Origin of the sequence: Corynebacterium sp. CCM 9203, assembly GCF_041357675.1 — a bacterium.
GTDB lineage: Bacteria > Actinomycetota > Actinomycetes > Mycobacteriales > Mycobacteriaceae > Corynebacterium.
In genome coordinates, this window is the sequence record NZ_JAUERY010000001.1 from 217,746 (window position 1) to 241,835 (window position 24,090).

Below are 24,090 nucleotides of genomic sequence, written 5' to 3' on the forward strand. Positions count from 1 at the left end.
GGGCGTCCTACTCATGAGGAGATAACGTGAACATTCGCACCTACCTGACCCCCGCCGCAGCGGGGGCCGCCATCCTGTTGCTCGCAGCCTGCTCCGGTGGTGATGAGGGCATGGACGCCACTGTCGTTTCGTCGTCGGAGAGCATTGCTTCCAGTACGGGTGTTGCACCGATTCAGCAGCAGCCGACAGCCGAGGACCTGAATGCCATCCTGGCCACGGCGACGAACCCGGATGCCTCCGTCGAAGAGAAGATCCGCACGGTGCAGGGAGGAGAGCAGGCCCCTGAACTCTTCGAGACGATGACCCGGTCGAAGCAGGAGTCCGGTGCTGATTTCCAGGTGGTTCCCCCGGTTCTTCCGGGATACACCACCGATTCGGTCCTGGCAACAGTGAACTTCACGCTTCCGGATCGGCCCAGTCAGGTCGCCGACAACGTTGAATTTGTCTATGAGGACGGGACATGGAAGCTGTCCCAGAGTTGGGCATGTACCTTGATCACGAACACTGTCCCGCCGGAACAGGTTCCTCCGATGTGTCTTGAGGACGGTGGTGCTCCGCTGCCGGCCGTTGATCCGGTTGCCCCGGAGGCAACAACGCTGGAAGCTCCGGCGGAGTAGATCTTCCGGTCCCGCAGATAGCTAAGCCGGTCCCCGACGCGGGGCCGGCTTTTTCAATGTGTGTCTCAGCCGAAGTGTGTGGCTGTGTGACTGTCCTGGACCACCCGGATATCGGAGCCGTCTCCGGTGTAGATGATCCGGGTGGTGAAGGCCACACCACCGGAGTTCGGTAACGGGTCACCAAGATCAAGGTCCAGTCGGCCGGTGGATGTGGTCTCTGTACTCTGGACGCGTAGTTCACCGGCGGATGTCCCGTCTGCTCCGGGGGGCAGGATCGCATCGAGGGACAACGCCCCGATACTCGGGCGTTGATCGACTTCGACGTTGAGGCTGACGGTTCGGTCATTCAGGCTGGTGAGCGTGTAGGTCACGGTCTGCAGCATTGTGGTCGATCCGGTGATGCGGCTCTCGACGGTCCATCGTGCGCCCGGCCCCACCGGCTCCCCGGGAAACACGACCGCTAGCGTCACGAGACTTCCCAGTTTGGTTTCCATACTCGCTCTACTGATGTCTGATGCCGATTCAGGAGCGTGGAGCGACATTGTCAATGGTTTGCCTGACGGGGTGGTCGCATAACTCAGCGTGAATCCATCGGCACCCGCCAGCTCGGTGTTCCAGTCGATGTCGGAGTCACCATAACTGGTCAGGCGCGGGTCTCCGCCCGCGAACCGTGGGGTGCGTGCGGTGATAGTCACCCTTCGTGTCGCACCGGTTTCTTCTGCGGTGACGGTGTCACCGTCAACTGCCCGTACGGTAGCTTCTGCGTCGAAGTTCAACACTGGGAGGTTGTCTGGTTCAGCGGGGGGTGTGGTGTCCAGCCCGGTGTCAGGATCGATGAGTGTGCTGAAGCCGCCACCGAGCCGCACGGGAAGTAGCTGGGTGTCCGCCTCCTCCGTGGGAATTCCGTAGGTGAGCACCTTCGTGGCGTCTCCGGCATCGAGCAGGGTGACGCGCGGTGGGTCGAGGGTGATGGTCACGGTGTCTTCGGAGTCCTGGTTGCTCTGTGCCGGATCCTCAATGGGGTCCGTGACGCCGGAACAGGCGGTCAGGAGGAACACTGTTGCTGCGACGACACAAGCGGTACGGATACGGCTGCTGGTTTTGATCGGGGAGCGTCTCACCCCGACAACGCTACCGGTGACCGCCGGTTCAGGTGGTCAAGTGGGTTTTGCGTCCGTTTTGGGGGAAGATGGTGTCCGTGACTGACATGGTGAGGCGAAACAAGGGTTATCTGGCGTTCACGGTGGTCGTGATCGTCATTGCCGCCACCGTTGACCAGATGAGTAAAGCTCTGGTGTTGGCGGGTATGGAACCGGGTGAGGTTGTGCCGCTCATCGGGGAGTGGTTCCGGTTCCACCTGGTGTTCAATCCTGGTGCGGCGTTCTCCTTCGGTACCTCATTCACATGGGTGTTCACCGCGATCCAGTTGCTGTTCGTCGTCGGTATCCTCTGGAATTCGCCTCGTGTCGACGGGAGGCTTGCCGCTTTCGGTCTGGCGCTTGTTGGTGGTGGGGCTGCGGGGAATCTGATTGACCGGTTGTTCCGTGATCCCGCTTTCTTCTTCGGGCATGTCGTCGACTTCATTTCTGTGGGGAACTTCGCTGTCTTCAATGTTGCGGATTCGTGTATTACCGTCGGGGTCATCGTGTTCCTGGTGTCGGCTCTCCTGGATTCGCGTGCCGGGGGCCATCGGTCGGAGGTGTCGGCATGACCCGTCCTTCGAGGCAACTTCCGGTGCCGGATGGTCTCGCAGGCATGCGTGTGGACGCGGGTCTGGCGAAGCTCCTCGGTCTGTCACGTACGGTCGTCGCGGACCTCGTTGCCGCGGGTGACGTACTGGTGGACGGGCGGGTGGTCGGTAAATCAGATCGGTTGACCGCGGGTGACTGGCTTGACGTCACTCTGCCGGAACCCGAGCGTCCTCTGGTCCCGAAGGAGGAGTTCGTGGAAGGCATGGACATCCTCTACTCCGATGATGATGTGATCGCCGTGAACAAGCCCGTCGGTGTGGCCGCACATCCGACTGTCGGTTGGGAGGGGCCGACTGTGGTCGGTGGTCTCGCAGCAGCCGGTTTCCGGATTTCCACCTCGGGTCCACCGGAACGGAAGGGCATCGTCCAGAGACTCGATGTGGGCACATCGGGAGTTATGGTGGTCGCCGCCAGCGAGCGTGCCTATACTCACCTGAAGCGCGCGTTCCGGGACCGTACCGTGACCAAGACCTACCATGCACTGGTGCAGGGGCATCCCGATCCGTCGACGGGTACCATCGAGGCGCCCATCGGTAGGCATCCGTCCGCAGGCTGGCGGTTCTGTGTACGTAGTGATGGGAAACACTCGGTGACCCACTATTCGACGATCGAGGCGTTTCGGGAGGCGTCGCTTCTCGACGTTCATTTGGAAACCGGGCGCACCCACCAGATCCGTGTGCATTTTTCCGCACTGCATCATCCGTGCTGCGGTGATCCGATGTATGGATCAGATCCGAATCTCAGTAAACGACTGGGGCTCGACCGCCAATGGTTGCACGCAGTGTCCCTCGGTTTCACGCACCCGGCCGATGGTCGGGCGATGGAGATCGTTTCCCCCTATCCTGACGATCTTCAACACGCCTTGGATATCCTCCGGCAGGTCTGAACAATGGACGTCGAGAAGATCCGGATGGGCATCGCGGTCGTGAGTACCGCGGTGCTGGTGGGATCCGTGGCCTGGCTGTCCACCTCAGACCGGGTGGCGAAACCAATGCCCGTCAACGGTGACACCCTCGGCCGGGATAACACCGAATCCCTGGAGGAATACCGGTTGAGGGCGTCCGAGAGTCTTCGCTCGGCGTCGGCGAATGATCCAGGGTTTGCATTGGTGACCTTCCGTGAACTGCAGCCTACTGAGTCCGCGGCCCAGATTCTGGAGCAGGCGGACATCGGACGGGTCAACGCCCTGGTTCTTGAGGGAGCTGTTCCAGTCGCACTCCCAGAGCCCACGGGAGCGGAGGGGCGGCGCGAAGTGTTCGACAGAACCTTGACCCTCATCGGTGACTCTCTCGGAGAAGGTCACGATCTTCTCGATCGGCGACTCCGTGCAGTGGTGGTCTGGGAGGACGGTCGGCACCTCCGGTTCCTCGCCCGGGAACCGGAGGTACTGGCCATCGAGGTACTGCCACCGGATGCCGTCTGGGGGCGGATCGGTGTGCAGCCGGTGATCAGGCCGGAGTGACGTCCTCGATCGTCGCGGTGGATCGGCGCCGGGATCTTTGCTGCGCGAGCAGGTCTGTGAGGTAGATCGCCACTGAGACCCAGATGATGCAGAATCCGATCCACCGGACGGGGGAGAGAGTCTCGTCGACGATGAGTACGGCCCACAGCATCTGAATCGACGGGGTCATGTACTGGAGCATGCCGACCGTGGCCAACGGGATGCGACGTGCAGCCATACCGAACAACAGCAGCGGGACTGCAGTAACGACACCGGTGCTCATGAGCAGCAGTGTGTGTCCGGTGCCGTGGCCGGTGAATGTGCTTTCTCCCCGTACTCCGAGAAATACCAGGTAACCGGTTGCAATGGGGAGAAGGACGAGGGTCTCTCCGGCGAGGGAAGCCGTGGCGGAGATCCCTATTCTTTTCTTGAGTAGGCCGTAGGCACCGAAAGTCACGGCGAGGGTGAGTCCGAGCAGCGGCGGTTCACCCCCGACGATGGTGAGTATGAGGACGGCGACGAGAGCGATCGCGACCGAGATTTTCTGCGCCGGGCGGAGTCGTTCCTTCAGGAAGATCATCCCCATAGCGACACTGACGAGTGGGTTGATGAAGTAGCCGAGGGCGGCCTCCGACACGTGGCCGGTGTTGACGGCGATGACGTAGACCAGCCAGTTGAGGGCGATCAGGAACGCCGCTGCGATGATTGTCAGCCAGGTTCGCCGGTCAGCGCGGCGGAGCGCGGGGATTCCTCTGGTGGTACCCATGATGATGAGCATGACCAGCGCGGTCCACACGATGCGATGGGCCAGGATCTCTAGCGGTGAAGCCGGTTTGAGCAGTGGAAAATAGGCCGCGAACGCTCCCCAGAGAAGATAGGCGAGAACACCGAATATCATTCGGAACACACTACTCTTCCCGTTTCCGGTGACTGTCCCACGTTTCGTCTTGATCCGGATCGCATTGCTGTCACCCACGGGGTGGGGTCATGACCTGCACCCCTCGCCGGGGTCTGCTCCGACGGATAGACTATGCGGCCATGAGCGGCTCTTCTTTCGTCCATCTGCACAACCACACCGAATACTCCATGCTTGACGGCATGGCCAAGGTGGACATGCTCGCCGAGGAGGTTGTCCGACAGAAGATGCCCGCCGTTGGTATGACCGACCACGGCAACATGTTCGGTTCCGACGCCTTCTATCACGCCATGACTGATGCGGGGATCAAACCGATCATCGGCATCGAGGCATACCTGGCTCCGGAGTCGAGGTTCAACAAGCAGCGCATTCGTTGGGGTGAACCTCACCAGAAATCCGATGACGTCTCGGCCTCCGGTGCATATCTGCACCAGACGATGATCGCGGAGAACGCCACCGGGCTGCGTAATCTCTTCTACCTGTCCTCGATGGCGTCCTACGAGGGGCAGCTTGGTAAGTGGCCCCGCATGGACGCCGATCTCATCGCGGAGAACGCCACCGGCATCATCGCTACGACCGGCTGCCCGTCCGGTGACGTCCAGACCCGCCTACGCCTGGGGCAGTTTGATCAGGCTCTCGAGGCTGCGGCGATGTGGCAGGACATCTACGGCAAAGACAATTATTTCCTCGAGCTGATGGACCACGGGATCGACATCGAGACCCGGGTCCGGCGCGAACTACTGGAGATCGGTAAACGCCTCGACCTACCGCCGCTGGTGACCAACGACTGCCACTACGTCGTCAAGGACCAGGCCAAAGCCCACGAGGCGATGCTCTGCGTGCAGACCGGCAAGACTCTGCACGATGAGGACCGGTTCAAGTTCGGCGGTGACGGTTACTACATCAAATCCGCCGAGGAGATGCGCTCCATGTGGGATGACACCGTCCCAGGGGCCTGCGACAACACCCTGCTCATCGCGGAGCGGGTCCAGGACTACAGCGAACTGTGGACGCCGCACACTCACGACCGCATGCCGATTGCTACCGTTCCGGATGGGTACACCCCCACCTCGTGGCTCACCCACGAGGTGATGGAAGGACTGAAGGAGCGTTTCAACGGTGGTCAGGTTCCGCAGGAGTACCTGGATCGGGCGACCTACGAGATCGATGTCATCGACGGCAAGGGCTATCCCTCCTACTTCCTCATCGTCGCGGAGCTGATCAAGCACGCCCGCTCGGTGGGAATCCGGGTCGGGCCAGGTCGAGGTTCCGCAGCCGGTTCGTTGGTTGCCTACGCCCTGACGATCACCAACATCGACCCCATCGAGCACGATCTGCTTTTCGAGAGGTTCCTCAACCCGGAACGTCCTTCCGCGCCCGACATCGACATTGACTTCGACGACCGCCGCCGGGGTGAGATGATCCGATATGCGGCGGACAAGTGGGGTGAGGACAAGGTCGCGCAGGTGATCACCTTCGGCACCGTGAAGACGAAGCAGGCGCTGAAGGACTCCGCGCGTGTGCAGTTCGGTCAGCCCGGTTACCAGATCGCCGACCGGATCACCAAGGCCCTGCCTCCGGCACAGCAGGCCAAGGACATCCCGCTGTCCGGGATCATGGATCCCTCACATGCACGCTACGGGGAGGCTCAGGAGGTGCGTACGCTCATCGAGAATGACCCTGATGTGCGTGCCATCTACGACACCGCACGTGGTTTCGAGGGCGTCATCCGCCAGGCCGGTGTGCACGCCTGCGCGGTGATCATGGCGAGCGTCCCGCTGCTCGACTGCATACCGATGTGGAAACGTGCCCAAGACGGCGCGATCATCACCGGCTGGCCCTATCCGTCCTGCGAGGCCATCGGCCTGCTGAAGATGGACTTTCTGGGTCTGCGCAACCTCACCGTCATCGGTGACTGCATCGAGAACATCAAGGTCAACCGGGGCGTCGACATTGACCTAGAAGCACTCACCACCGATGATGAGGAAACCTACAAGCTGCTCGCCCGCGGAGACACTCTCGGCGTGTTCCAACTCGACTCCGGCGGTATGCGTGAGCTACTGAAGCGGATGGAGCCCACCGGCTTCGACGATATCGTCGCCGCTCTCGCGCTCTACCGCCCGGGCCCGATGGGAATGAACGCGCACTGGGACTACGCGGACCGGAAGAACGGCCGCCAGCCAATCACCCCGATTCACCCCGAGCTGGAGGAACCACTCAAGGAAATCCTGGAGGACACCTACGGTCTGATCGTGTACCAGGAGCAGATCATGCGTATCTCCCAGAAACTCGCGAACTACACCGCCGGCCAAGCCGACGGGTTCCGCAAAGCCATGGGTAAGAAAAAGCCCGAGGTGCTGGCCAAGGAGTTCGTGAATTTCCAGGCGGGTATGCGCTCCAACGGCTACTCAGACGAGGCGATCAAGAAACTCTGGGACACCATCGAGCCGTTCGCCGCCTACGCGTTCAACAAGTCCCACGCCGCCGGTTACGGCCTGGTCAGCTTCTGGACGGGATACCTCAAGGCCAATTACACCGCCGAATACATGGCCGCCCTGCTGACCTCGGTCGCGGACAACAAGGACAAGTCGGCGATCTACCTCGCCGACTGTCGACACCTTGGCATCCGGGTGCTCTCCCCGGACGTCAACGAATCTCAGCTCACGTTCCAGTCCGTTGGCGAGGACATCCGCTTCGGTCTCGGGGCGGTGCGCAATGTCGGTGCCGACGTCGTCGCCTCCATCGTGAAGAGCCGTGAGGAGAAGGGGACGTTCGCGAACTTCTCTGATTACCTGGACAAGATCGACACCGGCCCCTGCTCCAAACGCGTCACCGAATCCCTCATCAAGGCCGGTGCCTTCGATTCCCTCGGACATCCCCGCAAGGGTTTGATGCTCATCCACGAGGAAGCGGTCGATGCCGTGATCACCACGAAGAAGGCTGCTGATAAGGGACAGTTTGACCTTTTCGCCGATCTCGGTGGACAGGACGAGACCCTCGCCAACGCGTTCGCGGTACAGGTACCGGACGAGAAATGGGAGCGTAAACACGAGCTCGCCCTCGAACGCGAGATGCTTGGCCTCTACGTCTCCGGGCACCCGCTCGACGGGTTCGAGCAGGCGTTGGCCGCGCAGACCGATACCCCGCTCACGACGATCCTCGCCGGGGAACTGAAGAACAAGGCCGAGGTCAAGATCGGCGGGATCATCTCCGCCGTCGACCGACGCTTCTCCAAGAAAGATGGCTCCCCGTGGGCGATCGTCACCGTGGAGGACCACAACGGGGCCTCCGTGGAACTGCTCGTGTTCAACAAGGTCTATGCACTGGTTGCGCCACAGATCGTGGAGGACAACATTATCCTCGCCAAGGCCCACATCTCGATCCGCGACGATCGCACCAGCCTGTTCTGCGATGATCTGAAGACGCCGGATCTTGGGCCGGGCAACGGCGCCGGGCTTCCCCTACGGCTGACGTTGCGCACCGACCAATGCACCATGCCCACCATAGCGAAGCTCAAGCAGGTGCTCATGGCGAACAAGGGGGACTCGGACGTGTACCTGAACCTGGTCGACGGCGATGAATCAACGGTGATGATCCTCGGGGAGCATCTGCGGGTCAACCGTGACGGAAACCTCATGGGTGACTTGAAGGCAACAATGGGGCCGGGGATATTGGGTTAGCTGACGGTATTCCGTCAAGTCACGGTCGCCGATGAAAGCACCGTTTTGAATATGCGGACGCGAACACTGAATCGATCGCCATTGAAGCAGGGGGTATCTTCTGCGAAACCAGTGTGATGGCGGGATACAGCAGCTCCGGGCCCGGGTTGAGGTGCTGTTCTGGGTGTTTCTTTCCCTTGGGACGTCCGAGCTTCCAGGTGAGATCCCTGTAGTGGGGTGGGGGATTATCGCTGGGATTGGAAGAGTCCTAACACCCATCCGGTGGTATGGCGACGGCGGAGGATTGTGGCGCAGTGATTGTCGGAACACGGTGACCTTGGTCGGGGAGCTCCATTTTCTTGCATCATGGTGCACGGAAAGCTGGGGTTGGGCGAACAGTCCCGGTAACTGCGGGGTGTGTTCCGGTGCCCGAGACCCGGAGATACGGAGATGATGTTGGGCGCACTACAATCAACGGTCATGACCGATCATCGAACCAATTCTGTCTCATCCGACCCTGTATCGACGGCGACCATGCCGATTCATGCTGCAGACATCCAGATGGCACAGGCGCGAATTTCCACGGTGATCGGCCCGACCCCGCTCCAGTACTGTCCCCGGTTGAGTGAGGAATCCGGCGCCGAGGTGTACCTCAAGCGCGAGGACCTTCAAGATGTCCGCTCGTACAAGATCCGGGGGGCCTACAACAATGTGGCTCAGCTTACCGAGGAACAGCGGGCGGCCGGGATCGTCGCCGCATCCGCCGGTAATCACGCACAGGGAGTTGCGTATGTGTGCCGGACTCTCGGGATCGACGGTCGGATTTTCGTGCCGGACCAGACTCCGAAGCAGAAACTTGACCGGATCCGCGTCCACGGTGGGGACCGCATTGAGGTCGTCGTGACCGGCCACAACTTCGACGAGGCCTCCGCCGCGGCACGGGCCGCGGCTGCGGAATCCGGTGCGACCGTCGTGGAACCTTTCGACGCGCGGAACACCATCATCGGCCAGGGAACAGTGGCTGCAGAGATCCTCTCCCAGCTCACGTCCCTGGGGAAGACCGCCGACAGCATCCTCGTACCTGTCGGTGGCGGTGGACTCATCGCCGGTGTCACGAGTTACCTCGCGGACATGGCCCCGCGCACCGCGGTCGTCGGCGTCGAACCCGCCGGTGCTGCATCCATGCAGGCCGCACTCGCGGCCGACGGTCCCGTCGCACTCGACTCCATCGACCCCTTTGTTGACGGTGCCGCCGTCAAACGGATCGGTGATCTTAACTACGAGGTGATCGACCGGAACCGTTCCCGGGTGCACATGATGAGTGTCAGCGAGGGCGCGGTCTGTACGGAAATGCTTGGTCTGTACCAGAATGAGGGGATCGTAGCGGAGCCCGCCGGGGCGCTCTCCGTCGCGGGGCTCAAGGAGTTCCGCCCCCGTAAGGGGGATGTCGTGGTGTGCATCATCTCAGGCGGTAACAATGATGTGCTGCGCTACAACGAGATCGTGGAACGTTCGCTCGTTCACCGTGGGCTCAAGCACTATTTCCTGGTTGATTTCCCGCAGGAACCGGGGCAACTGCGCATGTTCCTCGAGGAGATCCTCGGGCCGGACGACGACATCACGCTGTTCGAGTACCTGAAGCGTAACAACCGGGAGACCGGAACCGCACTGGTCGGTCTCCAGCTCGGTGCCGCCACGGATCTTGACCCGCTGCTCGAGCGGATGGCGCAGTCGCGGATCGGGTGCCGCCAGTTGCAGCCCGGAACCCCGGAGTACCACTTCCTCACGTAGCGCTCCACCGGTTTGTCGAGGTCGGAAGCGGTCGTGTTATCTGAACTAGGTAAGCACACTCGGACCGACCCCGGAAGAACCCGTGACAGATACCGCTCAGGCCCACCCGCGACGCTGGTGGGGACTCACCGTCCTCTGCTTCGCCATCGCTGTTCTGGCGATCGACACCACCGTACTCAACTTCGCCGTACCGGCGATTGCCGCGGACCTTGACCCGTCCGCGACGCAGATGCTGTGGATCATCGACGTCTACGCCTTCGTGCTGGCCGCGCTCCTCATCACGATGGGGACGCTCGGCGACCGGGTGGGACGCCGGAAGGTGCTGCTCATCGGGGCGGGACTGTTCGGTGGGGCCTCGGTGCTCGCCGCCACGGCCCAGACGCCCGAATGGTTGATCGTCGGGCGTGCACTCCAGGGTGCCGCCGGGGCGACGCTCATGCCGTCGACGCTGTCGCTCATCCGGGAGATGTTCACCGACTCCCGGGAACGGGCACGTGCCGTATCGGTGTGGGTGTCGGTGTACGCCGTGGGTGCCGCCATCGGCCCCGTGCTGGGCGGCTATCTGCTCGGGCACTTCCACTGGGGTTCCGTGTTCCTCATCAACGTGCCACTCGTCGCCGTGATCATCGTCGGGGGACTGGTGAGTCTCCCGGCGTCCGCCGGGAAGAACGGTGCGGCATTCGACGGCCCCGGCGCCGTGTTGAGTATTCTCGCGTTGTTCACCCTCGTCTATGTGGTGAAGGTCGTGCCCGTCGAGGGGATCGACGTCTGGGTCCTCGCATGCGCGGCAGTGTGCGTCGTCTCCGCCCGTCTGCTCGTCCGGCATCTACGGACCACGGAGACACCGCTGATCGACGTCGAGCTCCTCCGCAACCGCGTCTACGCGACGGTCGTCGTCATCAACGGGGTGTCGATGTTCCTCTACATCGGGGTGCTGTTCTACCTCTCCCAGTACCTGCAGACGGTGCTCGGATACACCCCGCTCGCCGCTGGTCTGCTCATGTTCCCCGGGCTGATCGCCTCGGTCCTCGCGACGCTGGTCACCGGTCGGCTCATGGTGCGGATCCCGCCCCGCCCCCTGCTCGTCGCCGCACTGATCCTCGCCGCCGTGGCGAGTGTCATCTTCGCCGCCGACGCCCTCGGCATGGGGGAGCACCTCGGCGGCTCGGGCCCGTGGCTCGCTATCGGATTCACGGTCCTCGGCATCGGCTGCGGCATGATCGACCCCGTCAGCAACGACTACATCCTCACAGCGGCACCACCCAGGCGCGCCGGTGCCGCCGCCTCACTGTCAGAGACCGGCTACGAGCTCGGTGGGGCGTTCGGTACCGCGGTACTCGGCGCGACGGTGATGGGGGTGTTCGGCCACCGGCTGGCCGTGACAACCGATCTCCCCGAGACCGCCGGAGACTCCCTCGTGCGCGCCCACCATCTGGCGGGCGGGAACACCGACCTCATCGCCGCCGCGGACCTGGCGTTCCGCTACGGGGTCGTCGCCGCCAGCGCGGTCGCCGCGCTCGTGGCGCTCCTGACCGTTCTCGTCGCGAACCGGACTCTGCGAGAGTCGGACTGAGACCGCAGGAAGCATCTTTCTCGCTGAGCGGGAGTCAGCGTTTGATGAGCGCGAAGCCCCAGGCATCCAGCGTCGTCGTATCTGTCTGGACCTCGGGCGCGGTGAACGAGTAGATCAGTTCACCGCCGACCTCGACCTCGATTGGCTGGTCGGAGTAGTTACCCACGAACACCACGTCGCCACGGTCGACCGCCACCCACCGGTCACCGTGGGTGACGCCGACGTCAGGCAGCCACGGGCGTGCGAGCCGGTGCTCGTGGCGGAGCCGGAGCAGCGTCCGGTAGGCCTCGAGGATGCCACACTGTTCGGTGGTGAAGTCCCAGTCCAGCTTCGAGGCTTCGAACGTCGCGGGATCGGAGGGCTCCGGGATCTCCTGCTCATCCCAGCCCCAGCGGGTGAACTCGCGCTTTCTGCCTTCACCGGTGAGTCGATTCAGCTCGTCGTCGGTGTGGGAGCAGAAGAACGCGAACGGCGTCGTCGCACCGAACTCCTCTCCCATGAACAGCATCGGGGTGTAGGGCGAGGTGAGGATTGTCGCAGCCTTGAGTACCTGCTGGGCGGGGGAGAGGTTCATGCTTGGCCGGTCCCCGGTGGCCCGGTTGCCCACTTGGTCATGCGTGGTGGTGTAGGTGACGAAGGAACTAGCCGGGGTGAACTCCCGGTTCACCGGACGACCGTGGCGCTTGCCCCGGAACGTCGACATCGTGCCGTCGTGGAGGAACACCTCCCGCAGTGTCTTTGCCAGGACCTCAGTGGTGCCGAAGTCCGCGTAGTAGGCGTGGCGTTCCCCGGAGACGAGGGTATGCAGTGCGTGATGGATGTCATCGTCCCACTGGCCGGCGATACCGTAACCACCGGCCTGGCGTGCGGTGACCAGGCGGGGATCGTTCTGATCCGATTCGGCGATGAGACTGCGCGGCACACCTGTCGCTGCGGATACCTCGGTAGCCATGATCTGCAGTTCCTCCAGTAGATGCAGGGCACCCGGATCGTGATAGGCCTGCACCGCGTCGAGGCGTAACCCGTCGACGTGGAAGTCCTCGAACCAGCCGCGTGCGGCGTCGATGATGTACCGGCGCACCTCGTTGCTGTCTGGTCCGTTGAGGTTGACCACGTCACCCCAGCCGGTGGAGCCACCGGCGGTGTAGGGGCCGAAGAATCCGTTGTAATTTCCGTCTGGGCCGAAATGGTTGTAAACCACGTCGAGCATCACTGCGATACCCCGATTGTGAGCGGTGTCCACGAGTTTCTTCAGTCCTTCGGGACCGCCGTAGCCCGCATGGACCGCGTGCCACAGCACGCCGTCGTAACCCCAGTTCCGGTTGCCGCCGAAAGGCTGAACCGGCATGAGTTCGATGGTGGTCACACCCAGATCGACGAGGTGGTCGAGTTTGTCTACTACACCTGCGAAATCGCCGGTGGGGGAGAAGGTGCCCACGTGGAGTTCGTAGATCACCTGGCCGGGGAGATCACGGCCCGTCCAGTCTCTGTCGGACCACGGGTAGGTGTCCTCCGGGACGCGGGAAAGTCCGTGGATACCGTCCGGTTGCTCGGTGGACCTGGGATCGGGCCACGGACCGGACCATTCGTTGTCCTTGTAGACCCGGTACCCGTAACGCATACCTGGTTCCGGGATCAGGGGTGTCTCCGGTGTCCACCAGCCGTCATCGATCTGCCGCATCGGGTGGGTGGTGTCGTCGACGATGAGCTGGAGGTCGTCGGCGTAGGGGGCCCAGACTGAGAAGTTTCGCATGCACCCAAGGCTAGGCGAGTCTGCTAGTTCCGGCACAATGGAGTTCATGTACCGCCTTCCCGCTCCTGATGTGGTCACCACCACCGAACTCGAGATCAAACGGTCCCGGTTCATTACCCTGATCACCAGGGCTGCGGATGAGGAACGGGCACGGGCGTTCATCGCCGAGGTCCGTGGCATGTACCCGGATGCTCGCCATCACTGTAGCGCCTACATCCACCACGTGGATGGTGCGAATCCGGTCGAGCGCTCGAGTGATGACGGGGAACCGTCGGGAACCGCTGGTGCGCCGATGCTGGAGGTACTCCGTGGATCGGGTCTTCTCGACGTCGCGGTGGTCGTCGTCCGTTATTTCGGCGGCGTCAAGCTCGGAACAGGTGGGCTGGTACGCGCCTACTCGGACGCGGTGTCCGGTGTGCTGGAGCGAGTTCCGGTGGTGACCCGGGCGCGGCGTGAGTTGTACGCGGTGACTGTAGGTCATGCTGACGCGGGCCGTCTGGAATCAGAACTGCGTAACCGGGGGATCGATGTGACCGGTACCGACTACGGGGCGCAGGCGACAATCCACCTCGCGGTGGAACCCGGGGGCGGAGAGGTGCTGACCGGAACCCTGGCGTCCGTGACACAGGGAACCGTGGCGCCGGAACGGTTGGGCACGGAGTGGATTGAACTCCCTTGACGGAGTGACCGATAGACTTGTTTCCCATGAGCATTGAAAAATATCCGAGGAACCCGATTGAACAGCGGAAACACGCGGTCCGGAAACACGCGCGGGCCGGTGTGGTGTGTGTCGGTGGTGGCGTCGTCGGAGGCATTGTCCTGGCGCTCGTCGCGTCGAGCTGGTTCTGGTTGATCCTGGGGCTCATCGTCGCGGTCGTCGGGGGGTTCTACAACTGGCGACGCATCCAGGCGATCACAAGCCATCGGGATGACTACTGACGATGGCCGGTGGCACGCAATCCGTGGAAGAGACCGGGCCGGTTCGCGTTGATGCGTGGGTCTGGGCGGTCCGGCTACTGAAAACCCGTCAGGCTGCCGGTCAAGCCTGCAAGGCGGGACATGTGAAGGTCAACGGTGGAGCGGTGAAACCCGCCCAGCAGATTGTTCCGGGTGATCGTGTCAGGGTGTGGGTGAACCATCGACTGTATGAGGTCGAGGTGACTCGCACCATCCGGAAACGTGTCGGTGCCGCGGTTGCCAGGACCTGCTACATTGACCACTCGCCGCCGCCACCGCCGAAGGAGGTATTCGCTTCGGTGCCGCGACGTGACCGGGGAGCCGGGCGCCCGACGAAGCGGGAACGACGGGAGACGGACCGGTTGCTCGGTAGAGCTCCCTGACCGTCTCACATCGCAGCTCACATGCTGGAGCCTGCGGGCGGGAAGTTGGCGCCGAACCCGCGGAAGAAGTCCGCTACGGACAATGCCCACACGTGGATGGCGTCGGCGAGGTCGGGGAAATTCTGGATGGAACTCATGTTATTCATCTACTCCTTGTATCCGATGCCGCAGATGTACTGCGGTGTCGTTGCAGTGTGTCCGTTCAGTCAGCCGATGATGTGATCAGCTTCCATTACCTTAAGGCGTTGCCTGAGCCGAGCGGCCCGGCTCGCCGCGCGGGTACCTGTCTTTTTTGTTCGTTCGATGTGTTCCTTGCCGAAACGACGCAGTAGCAGATCATCGATGATCCGCACCTGGCCGGGGGTGAACCGGTAGCGCATGCACTTCTGCACCGCGTCGATGTCCGTCTCATCGAGAAGATGCCGTAGTTCTCCGACGGTGGTGATTCCGTTCGCGGCGAGGATCTCCTCCAACCATACGTAGTACTCGAATTTGGACCTGGGGAAACGGTTTCCCACGAGAACCGCGAGTACTCCGGGGAGAGTCTCGGCGGATAGCTCCACGTCACCGGTGGACCCGGGTGCGTCACCCTGGATTGAGGCGATGAGGTCGAACTGCTGGTCTGCCAGTTCGATCAGGCCCGCTGTCAGCGTGAACGCCCGGTCGACACGTGGATCGAGGCTCTGCCCCCCGCCCTTGTACCGAATATCGTGCTCGAATTCCGCCCACGCATGCTGCAGGACGGTACGCACCTGAACCTCGAACCGGAGTCCCGCGTAGTCGGTGAGTTCGGATGCCGTATCGCTTGTTCCATCGACGCTGACGATGAGATGGTGGGAGCCGTATCCGAAGGAACCGGATACCCTGGTTTCCGCTGTCTTGTCCACCGATCGGTGGACGGTGAACGCCTCCCGCAGAACACTGATCACCTGGGGGATCTCCGTGGAGTGGTACACCGTGACCCGGACACCGAGGATGTCGTGGATGTCTGCCCACGGGTCGGGGTAGATAGGTTTACCAACGCCGTCTGTCTTGTAGGCCTTGGCCTTCAGTGAACGCCATTCTTTGACCCGTACGGAGACACGGTCATAGGTGACACCGGACTCCGCGAGAAGGTCCTCGATCACGTCCCGGAACTCAGCCGCAGCACGCGGGTGGGCACGGACCCAGTCCGCGTAGCGCTGGCCAAGTTCGGAGATTCTCTTGGCACGTCCTCCCATCAGCGCTCTCCGGGCTCCCTGACCAGAAGAGCTGCTGGAAGAAGGGTGAACAGATCCGTGGCAGCCTGCACGCCGGTGAACGTCCTCCCGGTCAGGCGGTCGGTCCAGGTTCCCTCGGGAAGGGTTACCGTGGTTCCGTGCCAACCACCGGCGGTGGCGAGACGCAGGGGACGACGGACCGCGAGGGCGATGACCTGGACATCCCGTTCTTCCGGACCGCGGGCGATACCGACGACGTGTGATTCGGCGGGGCCGACCGCGAAGACCGCCTGGTAATCACCGCCGACGAAACAGTCGGGATGGTCGCGGCGGACCTCCAGTGCTGCCTGGACGACAGCCTGTTTCGCCATGCTCGCCCGGACCCGGAGATGCGGATATGTGTCCTCGGCCTCCTCCGGGGTGAGCGCGAGACTCCCACTGTCAGTGCGCGAGGTTGGAACGGAGACACCGGCGGACACCGCGGAATCACAGACCGCGGTGACGGGACTGTTCGCCGTGGTGAGGAGATCCAGGGTCTGACTTCGCGCCGTGTAATCGACGAATCGCCGGTTATCGGGGTCCACCAGGGAATCATCCAGGAACTCGGTTCCCTGGTAGACGTCGGGGATACCCGGGCCGATCAGTTGCAGGAGCTTTCTTCCGAGGGTGATCTGGACGGCCGCTGCTGCGAGCGGTTGGGCGTAGCTCGCTATTCGGTCGGTCGCAGGTCCGGAACAGAGCGCGTCGATCCAGTCTGAGACCGATTGTTCGAAACTCTCGTTGACCTCGGTCCATGTGGTGTGGACCCCAGCCTCGCGGATCGCCTTAGTGGCGTACGCCTGGAAACGTTCACGGACGGAATCTGTCATCTCGCCGTCTGCGGGCCACACCCCGATGAGGTTTTGCAGGAGGAAATGCCCCGTTGCGCCGTCCGGCGGTGGTGTGATGGCGGTGACCTCGCGGACGAGTTCAGCGAAGTCACCGGGGATGTCCGTCATCTCGATGATCCGGGCGCGCACGTCTTCGCCACGTTTCGTGTCATGGGTTGACAATGTGGTCATCGTCCGGGGCCAGAGCACACTGCGTTCCTGCTGGAGCAAGTGGAACTCCGCGGGGCCGACTCCAAAGCGCCCAGGTGCGCCGCCGACTTCCTGCAGAGCGACGAGACGGCAGGCCCGGTAGAAGGTGGTGTCTTCGACGCCTTTGGCCATCACTGCACCACACACCTGCGCGAAGCGGACGGCAGCTTCCCCATCCGCGAGCAGGCCGGCGGTGATCAGGTCGAGAGCATCCCGACGGGAGGGGAACCGGCGGGTCATCTCCGCCACGACGGTCGCGGTGACCCTGGACAATGAGATGTAGTCGGCGCGGTAGACGGGCATCGCGGCAACAAGTTCCATAATCGTGTCCGTGAGTACCCCCTCACTCACTCCGTCGCCGGCGGTTGAGAAGTTGTCGCGGCGAACTGCCCGGGCCAACCGGCGGATCTCCGCGGCCAGTTCATCGGCGGCCACGGACCGCTTGAGTGCGTGTTCCGTGGCGGTTACCGCGGCTTCGTCCCATGCGGAGCCAGATTGTTGCATCGCCAGCATCGAGAGTGTGTCTTCCGCATCGCGGGAGATGAAGACGCCGTCCAGCTCGCGCAATGCGTCGTACCCGGTCGTTCCGTCGACATCGAGGCGAGGATCGAGGGGTTCATCGACACCGAGGATCTTTTCGACGACGAGCCAGCGGTCCTCGCCGATCAAGGCCCGCAGGCGTCCCAGATAAGAGAAGGGGTCGGACAATCCGTCAGGGTGGTCGACCCGGACACCGTCGATGAGGTCTTCCGCAATCAGCCGGGACAGGACACGGTGGGTGTGCTCGAATACCACCGGATCCTCCTGGCGGACCCCGGCGAGCCCGTTGACAGAGAAGAAACGGCGGTAACCGATGATCCCGGACTTCCAGTACATCAGACGGTAGCTCTGGGCGTCATGGACTGCGACAGGATCACCGGCATTCTCCGTGCCTGGACGGACCGGGAAGACGTTGTCGTAGTAGCGGAGAACGGGTTCACCGTCGATCTCATCCAGGGTGAGTTTCTCGGCGTCATCCTCGGCACCGAGAACCGGCAATCCGAGTTTCCCACCCGCACCATTGTCGTTATGCCAGTCAATGTCGAAGTAGCTCTCATACTCGCTGTCGCGACCGAGTTTCAGCACATCCCACCACCAGGTGTTCTGACGGGGATCGTCGACGCCCAGGTGATTTGGGACGATGTCGATGATGAGCCCGAGCCCGTGTTCCCGGGCGGTTTCCGCGAGACTACGCAGACCGGTTATACCGCCGAATGCCGGATTAACCTCGGTCGGATCGATGACATCGTAGGAGTGCGCGGAATCCGCAGGAGCGGTGAGTATGGGGGAAAGATAGAGGTGACTGACCCCCAGTCGTGCCAGATACGGAACCACCGCCTCGGCGTCGGCGAAACCGAAGGACCGCCCGGAGGGATCAGCATCGGGGCCTCGAAGCTGCAGGCGATAGGTGGCAGTGATGGGACGGCGGGTCATGATTCTCCTGGATGGGGGATTGGTACGGGCACCGGGGCGCATGCGTCCACCACTGTAGCCCGCGAAGCGAGGCGAGTAAGCACGGCGTGGAAGGAAACATGGTGACATCACGGAAAGTCCCACGGATCGTACTCAAGGGAGACAGGAAACCGTCATCTCGATGGATCGGGTCGAGGTAGGACACCCAGGCCGGAATCTTGGCCGCGCAACCTGTTGATGGGAGCGGGAGGTGGGCAGACCCGGTTGAGAACGGGTACGAGGTTCCTCCCAAACGTCAGAACGGGGGCTGTAGGTCTTCTTCTTCCGCGGGGTCAAGGCCGAGGGTCGTGTAGAGCTGTTCCGCCGACCAGAGTGCGATTTCCTGGCCTTTGGAGATGAGTTCTTCGGCTCTCTTCTGTTTTGACGTCGGTTTTCCCCATTCACCGCAGACGAGAATCGTGGTCTTCCTAGTCACGTTCTTACCCACTGTCGCGCCTGCCTCCGCGATTTCCTGCCAGAGTCGCCCCTTGTCAAAGGCTCCGAAATCGCCGGAAAGGGTCACGTTCTGGCCGAAGAGCAGCCCCTCGTGGTCCGCGTCCGGATTCGGTTCGGGGATGGTGTCAGGTACTGCTACCTTCGCCCAAGGCACCGCCCTGGAACCCCTTTCCTTTTCGCTACGGCCGGAGTGGGATGACGCGGTACGGGGCGCCTTCCCGGGTGCGGTGACCAGAACAGGCCAGACCCGTTCATCCTCAACACGCCCGAGGGTGAATCCAGCTCCAGTGTGTATCTCATCCACGGTGGTACCCGAGGCTGTCCCTCCGCGACTATCGCGAAGGAGGACGAGAATCCGAGCTGTGGCTTCCGCGGCAGCGGCGGCTGAATCAGGTTCCGGGATCCCGAATGTCGTGCACAGGCCACCGAGAGAATGGTCAGTGTCATCGGGGCGCACCTCACGTGCGATAGCCAGGGTACAACCGAGCGGGCACCCCGATAACACTGATGAGGCTCCGGTGGAACGGAGAGTACGGATGAGAGCCGTCGCCTGCCGGTAGGCGTTATGAGCGACGAGAGGCCCGGGACTGTCTGTGAGGTACTCTCCGAGTGCGGCGATGAGAGCTTCCGCAGCAGATCCGGTTGTTCCTGTGGAAGTCCACTCGGTGGAATCAACGACCACACCGTTTCGGACGCTGGCTACACCAATTCCACTGATCCCGTCCCAGGATATGTCATGTTTGACGTGGATCGCTGAGAAATCCAGACCGGGAATCTCGACATCCGGTAGGTCGCCGCTCCCCGCGGCTGCGAGGGCATCGACGAACCGCTGCAGTTCCGTTGTCTGGTTCGGACTGAAGACGATCTCAGCACCGGAGCCTTCGAGGAGAACCCTGGCGCAGGTGACGGAGTCACCCGGGATGACGGTGACATCGGTGATCGACGCCAGCGGGATCTCGGGCCCGGGACCACGGAGGGCCGTCAGCAGTGGATCATTGTGTACGGTCACCCGTTGACCGGTGACGATGACCGAACATCCGTGGGCTGCGATCACGTGGGTTCACCTCTCGATGCTGATGATGTGGGACGGGATCAGACGTAGTCCCCGGTTCGATCGCGGTAGTCATCCTCGGAAGATACGGTCCGGCGGGTTCCGAGATTACTCGGCTTCGACTCCGGCATATCATCGTCCGTTCCGTGCACGCAGCCCGGAGATGCGTTCGGCGTGTGGGCGTCCTCCTCCAGCTCCGTATCTGTTTCCGGTGGGACCATCTGCTTGAGGATCATCGTGGAACGTGCAGACACGGTGATCTTTCCACCGGCTTCAATGACTTCCTCCTCCAGCGGGTAGCCAGTTTCTTCGACGGTGTCGACGATCAGGCGCCAGCGGACTCCGAAGCGCTTACCCGGGAGAGTGAACTCCAATGGTTCGTGGTACGCGTTGAAACACATGATGAAGGAATCATCGGTGATCCGCTCGCCTCGTTCGCCGGGCTCCGCTATAGCGTCGCCGTTGAGGTAGACCATCAGAGACTTACCGAAGGTGAAGTCCCAGTCAGCCTGCGTCATGAGTTTTCCGGATGGTACGAGCCATGCGATGTCACGCTGACGGAGATCGTCATCACCGAGTGGGCCACCGGCGAGGAAGCGGCGCCGACGGAACACTGGATGATTAGCCCGGATCCGCAGCAGTCTGCGAGTGAAGTTCACCAGGGATTTGTTGTCCTCGGCTTGTTCCCAGTCGATCCAGGACAGTTCGGAGTCCTGGCAGTAGACGTTGTTGTTACCCTCCTGGGTGCGGCCCATCTCGTCACCGTGGGCGATCATCGGGGTGCCCTGGCTGAGCAGCAGCGTCGTCAGGAAGTTCCGGCGTTGCTGTGCACGGAGCTGCAGCACCTCAGAATCTGAAGATGGACCCTCGACTCCGCAGTTCCAGGAGCGATTGTGGCTCTCCCCATCGCGTCCGTCTTCGCCGTTGGCGTCATTGTGCTTCTCGTTGTAGCTCACCAGATCGTTGAGGGTGAAGCCGTCATGGGCGGTGACGAAGTTGATCGACGCGGTGGGGCGTCGGCCGTTGTTGGCGTAGAGGTCTGAGGATCCCGTTAGCCGCGAGGCGAATTCACCGAGGGTCGCGGGCTCACCACGCCAGAAGTCACGAACGGTATCCCGATACTTTCCGTTCCACTCAGTCCAGAGCGGTGGGAAGTTGCCCACCTGATAGCCGCCCTCGCCGATGTCCCAGGGCTCAGCGATGAGCTTCACCTGACTGACCACCGGATCCTGCTGAACGAGGTCGAAGAATGCGGAGAGCCGGTCCACATCGTGGAGTTCGCGGGCGAGGGTCGAAGCGAGGTCGAAGCGGAAGCCGTCGACGTGCATCTCTGTGACCCAATAGCGCAGCGAATCCATGATCAACTGCAGAGTGTGCGGATGACGGACATTCAGGCTGTTTCCGGTACCGGTGTAGTCCATGTAGTGCCGTTTGTCGTCTTCGACGAGCCGATAGTAGGCGGCGTTGTCGATGCCGCGGAACACGATGGTCGGGCCCATGTGATTGCCCTCGGCAGTGTGGTTGTAGACCACGTCGAGGATGACCTCGATACCGGCATCGTGGAATGCCCGGACCATTCCCTTGAACTCGCTGACAGCACCACCGGGCTTCGTGGCGGCCGCGTAATCCTGATGTGGCGCGAGGAAACCGAAGGTGTTGTATCCCCAGTAGTTGCGCAGTCCGAGCTCGCGGAGCCGGTCATCCTGTAGGAACTGGTGGACGGGCATCAGCTCGATAGCGGTCACACCGAGATCCTGCAGGTACTCGATGATCGAGGGGTGGGCCAGTCCGGCGTACGTGCCACGGAGATTCTCCGGGACATCGGGATGGGTCATTGTCATGCCCTTGACGTGGGCCTCGTAGATGACCGTCTCGTGGTAGGGCGTTTTCGGGGCTCGGTCATTCGCCCAATCGAAGAAGGGATTGATGACGACAGAGGTCATCGTGTGCCCGAGGGAATCCTCAGTGTTCCGCTTGCTGAGGTCCTCCGGATCAGTGATGTCGTAGGAGAACAACGATGGGTGACCGTCGAACTCACCGTCGAAGGCTTTGGCGTAGGGATCGACGAGCAGCTTGTTGGGATCACACCTGTGTCCGTTGGCCGGATCGTAGGGGCCGTAAACGCGGTAGCCGTAGCGCTGTCCTGGCTGTACACCGGGGAGGTAGCAGTGCCATGTGTGGGCATCGACTTCCTCAATCGGGATACGGGTTTCGTTGTCGTCCTCATCGAGCAGGCACAGCTCGACCTTTTCCGCGACGTCGGAGAAAAGAGCGAAATTGGTGCCGGCTCCGTCGTATGTGGAGCCGAGCGGATAGGCGTCGCCGGGCCAAACCTGGTGGGCGTCTGCGGTGGAACTAGTCATGGTCAGCAATCATATATCGCACGGTGCGCCAAGTCCCTTCAGCACAACTGACACACCCCGCCGGAAAGCTTCTTCTTCAGCTAGGTCACAGGGAGAATGTTGTTCACTGTGCGGGTCGGATCCGGTGGCCAGTCGCAGTGCCATCACGGATTGTTCGTGGAGTGTCACGCCCATGATGAAGTGGAGAAGAGTCGTGGCTCCGGTTTCACAGGCTTTCGGACCGAGTTCACTTCCAACGTTCAGAGCTGCAGAAATGGTGTTGATGAGGGCGGTGCGGAGAGTTGGATCGGGAAGTGCTGCGGAGACGATTTCCGCTCCGTCGCGGTGATCCAGGAGTACGGACCGGAGGCGGGCGCAGATGTCGTGGGTTGCTTGCGGCCATGTGTCGGCGATGACATTGGGGGTGCTTTCGAGAACCGGAGCACAAATAGCCTGCCCGATGGCCGCGATGAGTGCTTGTTTGCTGGGAAAGTGCCAGTAGAGGGCGCCTGGGGCGACCTCGAGCTGTCGGGCCACCCGGCGCATGGTCATGTCCGCTAGGCCATAGGTGTCTGCGATCTCGAGGCTGGCGGAGATGATGGACTCACGGGTCAACTGCACACTGCCACGATAGCCGTCCACAGGTTCGTTGAGGCGGATTGGGTAGCAGGGGGTTCCCGGGGACGAGAAGGTGGTCTGTCCGGGGTGGTTCCAGTGGATCTATGTCATTGGGTTTCGCAGATCGGTGCCGCACATCTGACAGTCAGTCAAAGATTGCTCAAGTTTAAGGAAAAACAACTGGCAATCTGGGGTCAGGTTGTTAGGGTGGGAATGCTAGATCTTGTGAAACATCAGATCAGGGCGCGGATATTCTCCGTGCCGTCCGAATGAACTAGTCAGGAGAACCACCCGTGCCGAGTCTCAGTCTCGCAAAGAAGACCATTGCAGCAGCCGCACTGATCGCTCCGCTTTCCATGAGCATGGTGGCATGCAGCTCGAACGGAGATGATGCGGAGGGATCGATGACGTCGACCTCCACGTCGGCATCCACTACGACGTCGACCGAGACCTCCACCTCAACCACGAGCAGCAGTACCGAGTCCGAGGAGATGTCGAAGCCGGAAGGGACATCTTCAGGGAAGGAGCCTGCTCCTGCTCCTGCGCAGGAGCAGGAGGCCGCTGCCGCTGTTGCTGCTGCGGCGGCGGCTCTGCCGTCTCCGAAGCCGGCCGCACCGGTTGAGGGAGGGCGCCCCGCTACTCCGGAGGAGACCCAAGAGATCGAATCTCTGGCCCGGAGCGTTGCATGGGGTCCCACTTTGAAGAGCTACCTCGGGGGTATCCTCGATAACACCTGCCGGTCCGTTCTCCAGGCGCAGGGCGGTCGCGAGGCATTCGATCTGAACCAGATCCCGGATATTCCGATGGAGGCCATTCCTGAGTTGCAGGGCCGCAAGGCTGAAGTGCAGAGCGTGAAGGATGTCAAGGTGGACGGAAATACAGCCTCCGCGACGGTCACCACTGCCACGGGGGGGCATGTTGAGTCGGGAACGATGCGGTTCCTGAAAGAGGACGGTGCCTGGAAGCTGTGTGACTGAGTGACCTGACGCCCGCAAAGGTGCCTTTGGCTCTTC

The 24,090-nt window shown here is 62.2% G+C and carries 20 protein-coding genes; 11 read left to right on the forward strand and 9 right to left on the reverse strand.

Going from position 1 to position 24,090, the window contains the following annotated elements:
• Positions 1 to 26: 26 nt before the first annotated feature.
• Positions 27 to 617 carry a hypothetical protein gene (locus QWU44_RS00950; RefSeq protein ID WP_370913846.1) on the forward strand — a complete coding sequence of 197 codons (591 nt, stop codon included), beginning with the start codon at positions 27 to 29 and terminating at the stop codon, positions 615 to 617.
• A 65-nt stretch (positions 618 to 682) separates the two neighbouring features.
• Here QWU44_RS00950 and QWU44_RS00955 read toward each other — a convergent pair whose 3' ends face one another.
• Positions 683 to 1,738 (reverse strand): hypothetical protein, encoded by a 1,056-nt coding sequence (locus QWU44_RS00955; RefSeq protein ID WP_370913847.1) that lies wholly within the window; start codon positions 1,736 to 1,738, stop codon positions 683 to 685.
• Between the two features lie 68 nt (positions 1,739 to 1,806).
• Between QWU44_RS00955 and lspA the strand changes: the two genes are divergently transcribed.
• The 3 genes from lspA to QWU44_RS00970 are packed head-to-tail and all read left to right on the forward strand — an operon-like array spanning position 1,807 to position 3,830.
• Positions 1,807 to 2,328 (forward strand): signal peptidase II, encoded by a 522-nt coding sequence (lspA, locus tag QWU44_RS00960; RefSeq protein ID WP_370913848.1) that lies wholly within the window; start codon positions 1,807 to 1,809, stop codon positions 2,326 to 2,328.
• On the forward strand, positions 2,325 to 3,254 hold the full coding sequence (locus tag QWU44_RS00965; protein WP_370913849.1) for an RluA family pseudouridine synthase: 930 nt from the start codon (positions 2,325 to 2,327) through the stop codon (positions 3,252 to 3,254). The genes lspA and QWU44_RS00965 overlap by 4 nt, the downstream gene beginning before the upstream one ends.
• 3 nt (positions 3,255 to 3,257) lie before the next feature.
• Positions 3,258 to 3,830 (forward strand): hypothetical protein, encoded by a 573-nt coding sequence (locus QWU44_RS00970; protein WP_370913850.1) that lies wholly within the window; start codon positions 3,258 to 3,260, stop codon positions 3,828 to 3,830.
• Here the strand turns inward: QWU44_RS00970 and rarD are convergent.
• Positions 3,817 to 4,707, reverse strand: coding sequence for an EamA family transporter RarD (gene rarD / locus QWU44_RS00975; protein WP_370914277.1), 891 nt, complete (start codon positions 4,705 to 4,707; stop codon positions 3,817 to 3,819). The two genes, QWU44_RS00970 and rarD, sit on opposite strands and share 14 nt — an antisense overlap.
• Before the next feature lie 140 nt (positions 4,708 to 4,847).
• On the opposite strand from rarD, the gene dnaE reads away from it, so the two are divergent.
• The 3 genes from dnaE (at position 4,848) to QWU44_RS00990 (ending at position 11,748) form a co-directional block, all read left to right on the forward strand.
• Complete coding sequence (gene dnaE / locus QWU44_RS00980) at positions 4,848 to 8,405, forward strand: DNA polymerase III subunit alpha (protein ID WP_370913851.1); 3,558 nt, start codon at positions 4,848 to 4,850, stop codon at positions 8,403 to 8,405.
• A gap of 459 nt (positions 8,406 to 8,864) precedes the next feature.
• On the forward strand, positions 8,865 to 10,175 hold the full coding sequence (ilvA, locus tag QWU44_RS00985; protein WP_370913852.1) for a threonine ammonia-lyase IlvA: 1,311 nt from the start codon (positions 8,865 to 8,867) through the stop codon (positions 10,173 to 10,175).
• Between the two features lie 82 nt (positions 10,176 to 10,257).
• Complete coding sequence (locus QWU44_RS00990; protein ID WP_370913853.1) at positions 10,258 to 11,748, forward strand: MFS transporter; 1,491 nt, start codon at positions 10,258 to 10,260, stop codon at positions 11,746 to 11,748.
• A gap of 34 nt (positions 11,749 to 11,782) precedes the next feature.
• On the opposite strand, the gene treZ is transcribed toward QWU44_RS00990, so the two are convergent.
• Positions 11,783 to 13,501: a malto-oligosyltrehalose trehalohydrolase gene (treZ, locus tag QWU44_RS00995; RefSeq protein WP_370913854.1), complete on the reverse strand. Its 1,719-nt coding sequence runs from the start codon at positions 13,499 to 13,501 to the stop codon at positions 11,783 to 11,785.
• A gap of 37 nt (positions 13,502 to 13,538) precedes the next feature.
• Here treZ and QWU44_RS01000 point away from each other — a divergent pair, with 37 nt between their 5' ends.
• Genes QWU44_RS01000 through QWU44_RS01010 form a run of 3 tightly spaced genes read left to right on the forward strand, consistent with a single transcriptional unit; the run spans position 13,539 to position 14,841 of the window.
• The gene (locus QWU44_RS01000) at positions 13,539 to 14,180 is read left to right on the forward strand and encodes a YigZ family protein (RefSeq protein ID WP_370913855.1); all 642 of its coding nucleotides are present in this window, start codon (positions 13,539 to 13,541) and stop codon (positions 14,178 to 14,180) included.
• Positions 14,181 to 14,206: 26 nt separating this feature from the next.
• Complete coding sequence (locus QWU44_RS01005; protein ID WP_370913856.1) at positions 14,207 to 14,440, forward strand: hypothetical protein; 234 nt, start codon at positions 14,207 to 14,209, stop codon at positions 14,438 to 14,440.
• Between the two features lie 2 nt (positions 14,441 to 14,442).
• Positions 14,443 to 14,841, forward strand: coding sequence for an RNA-binding S4 domain-containing protein (locus QWU44_RS01010; protein ID WP_370913857.1), 399 nt, complete (start codon positions 14,443 to 14,445; stop codon positions 14,839 to 14,841).
• A gap of 17 nt (positions 14,842 to 14,858) precedes the next feature.
• Here the strand turns inward: QWU44_RS01010 and QWU44_RS01015 are convergent, their stop codons facing one another.
• The 6 genes from QWU44_RS01015 to QWU44_RS01040 all read right to left on the reverse strand — a co-directional run bounded on the left by QWU44_RS01015 (position 14,859) and on the right by QWU44_RS01040 (position 23,080).
• Entirely contained in the window at positions 14,859 to 14,987 is a 129-nt protein-coding gene (locus QWU44_RS01015) for a hypothetical protein (protein ID WP_370914313.1), read from the reverse strand.
• A gap of 60 nt (positions 14,988 to 15,047) precedes the next feature.
• The gene (locus QWU44_RS01020) at positions 15,048 to 16,061 is read right to left on the reverse strand and encodes a GTP pyrophosphokinase family protein (RefSeq protein WP_370913858.1); all 1,014 of its coding nucleotides are present in this window, start codon (positions 16,059 to 16,061) and stop codon (positions 15,048 to 15,050) included.
• Entirely contained in the window at positions 16,061 to 18,592 is a 2,532-nt protein-coding gene (gene treY, locus QWU44_RS01025) for a malto-oligosyltrehalose synthase (protein ID WP_370913859.1), read from the reverse strand. The genes QWU44_RS01020 and treY overlap by 1 nt, the downstream gene beginning before the upstream one ends.
• Before the next feature lie 274 nt (positions 18,593 to 18,866).
• Positions 18,867 to 20,120 (reverse strand): hypothetical protein, encoded by a 1,254-nt coding sequence (locus QWU44_RS01030; RefSeq protein ID WP_370913860.1) that lies wholly within the window; start codon positions 20,118 to 20,120, stop codon positions 18,867 to 18,869.
• Positions 20,121 to 20,158: 38 nt separating this feature from the next.
• The gene (glgX, locus tag QWU44_RS01035) at positions 20,159 to 22,480 is read right to left on the reverse strand and encodes a glycogen debranching protein GlgX (protein ID WP_370913861.1); all 2,322 of its coding nucleotides are present in this window, start codon (positions 22,478 to 22,480) and stop codon (positions 20,159 to 20,161) included.
• A gap of 9 nt (positions 22,481 to 22,489) precedes the next feature.
• A complete protein-coding gene (locus QWU44_RS01040) occupies positions 22,490 to 23,080 on the reverse strand; it encodes a TetR/AcrR family transcriptional regulator (protein WP_370913862.1) in 591 nt (196 codons plus the stop codon).
• A 290-nt stretch (positions 23,081 to 23,370) separates the two neighbouring features.
• Between QWU44_RS01040 and QWU44_RS01045 the strand changes: the two genes are divergently transcribed.
• Entirely contained in the window at positions 23,371 to 24,054 is a 684-nt protein-coding gene (locus QWU44_RS01045; protein WP_370913863.1) for a hypothetical protein, read from the forward strand.
• The last annotated feature ends 36 nt before the right edge of the window (positions 24,055 to 24,090 follow it).

Bases quoted from the DNA above. Each gene is read 5' to 3' on its own strand.
- QWU44_RS01000 (WP_370913855.1), top strand. From the start codon at position 13,539: ATGGAGTTCATGTACCGCCTTCCCGCTCCTGATGTGGTCACCACCACC.
- lspA (WP_370913848.1), top strand. From the start codon at position 1,807: ATGGTGTCCGTGACTGACATGGTGAGGCGAAACAAGGGTTATCTGGCG.
- glgX (WP_370913861.1), bottom strand. From the start codon at position 22,480: ATGACTAGTTCCACCGCAGACGCCCACCAGGTTTGGCCCGGCGACGCC.
- QWU44_RS00970 (WP_370913850.1), top strand. From the start codon at position 3,258: ATGGACGTCGAGAAGATCCGGATGGGCATCGCGGTCGTGAGTACCGCG.
- QWU44_RS00965 (WP_370913849.1), top strand. From the start codon at position 2,325: ATGACCCGTCCTTCGAGGCAACTTCCGGTGCCGGATGGTCTCGCAGGC.
- ilvA (WP_370913852.1), top strand. From the start codon at position 8,865: ATGACCGATCATCGAACCAATTCTGTCTCATCCGACCCTGTATCGACG.
- treY (WP_370913859.1), bottom strand. From the start codon at position 18,592: ATGACCCGCCGTCCCATCACTGCCACCTATCGCCTGCAGCTTCGAGGC.
- QWU44_RS01005 (WP_370913856.1), top strand. From the start codon at position 14,207: ATGAGCATTGAAAAATATCCGAGGAACCCGATTGAACAGCGGAAACAC.
- dnaE (WP_370913851.1), top strand. From the start codon at position 4,848: ATGAGCGGCTCTTCTTTCGTCCATCTGCACAACCACACCGAATACTCC.
- QWU44_RS01010 (WP_370913857.1), top strand. From the start codon at position 14,443: ATGGCCGGTGGCACGCAATCCGTGGAAGAGACCGGGCCGGTTCGCGTT.
- rarD (WP_370914277.1), bottom strand. From the start codon at position 4,707: ATGATATTCGGTGTTCTCGCCTATCTTCTCTGGGGAGCGTTCGCGGCC.
- treZ (WP_370913854.1), bottom strand. From the start codon at position 13,501: ATGCGAAACTTCTCAGTCTGGGCCCCCTACGCCGACGACCTCCAGCTC.
- QWU44_RS01015 (WP_370914313.1), bottom strand. From the start codon at position 14,987: ATGAATAACATGAGTTCCATCCAGAATTTCCCCGACCTCGCCGACGCC.
- QWU44_RS01020 (WP_370913858.1), bottom strand. From the start codon at position 16,061: ATGGGAGGACGTGCCAAGAGAATCTCCGAACTTGGCCAGCGCTACGCG.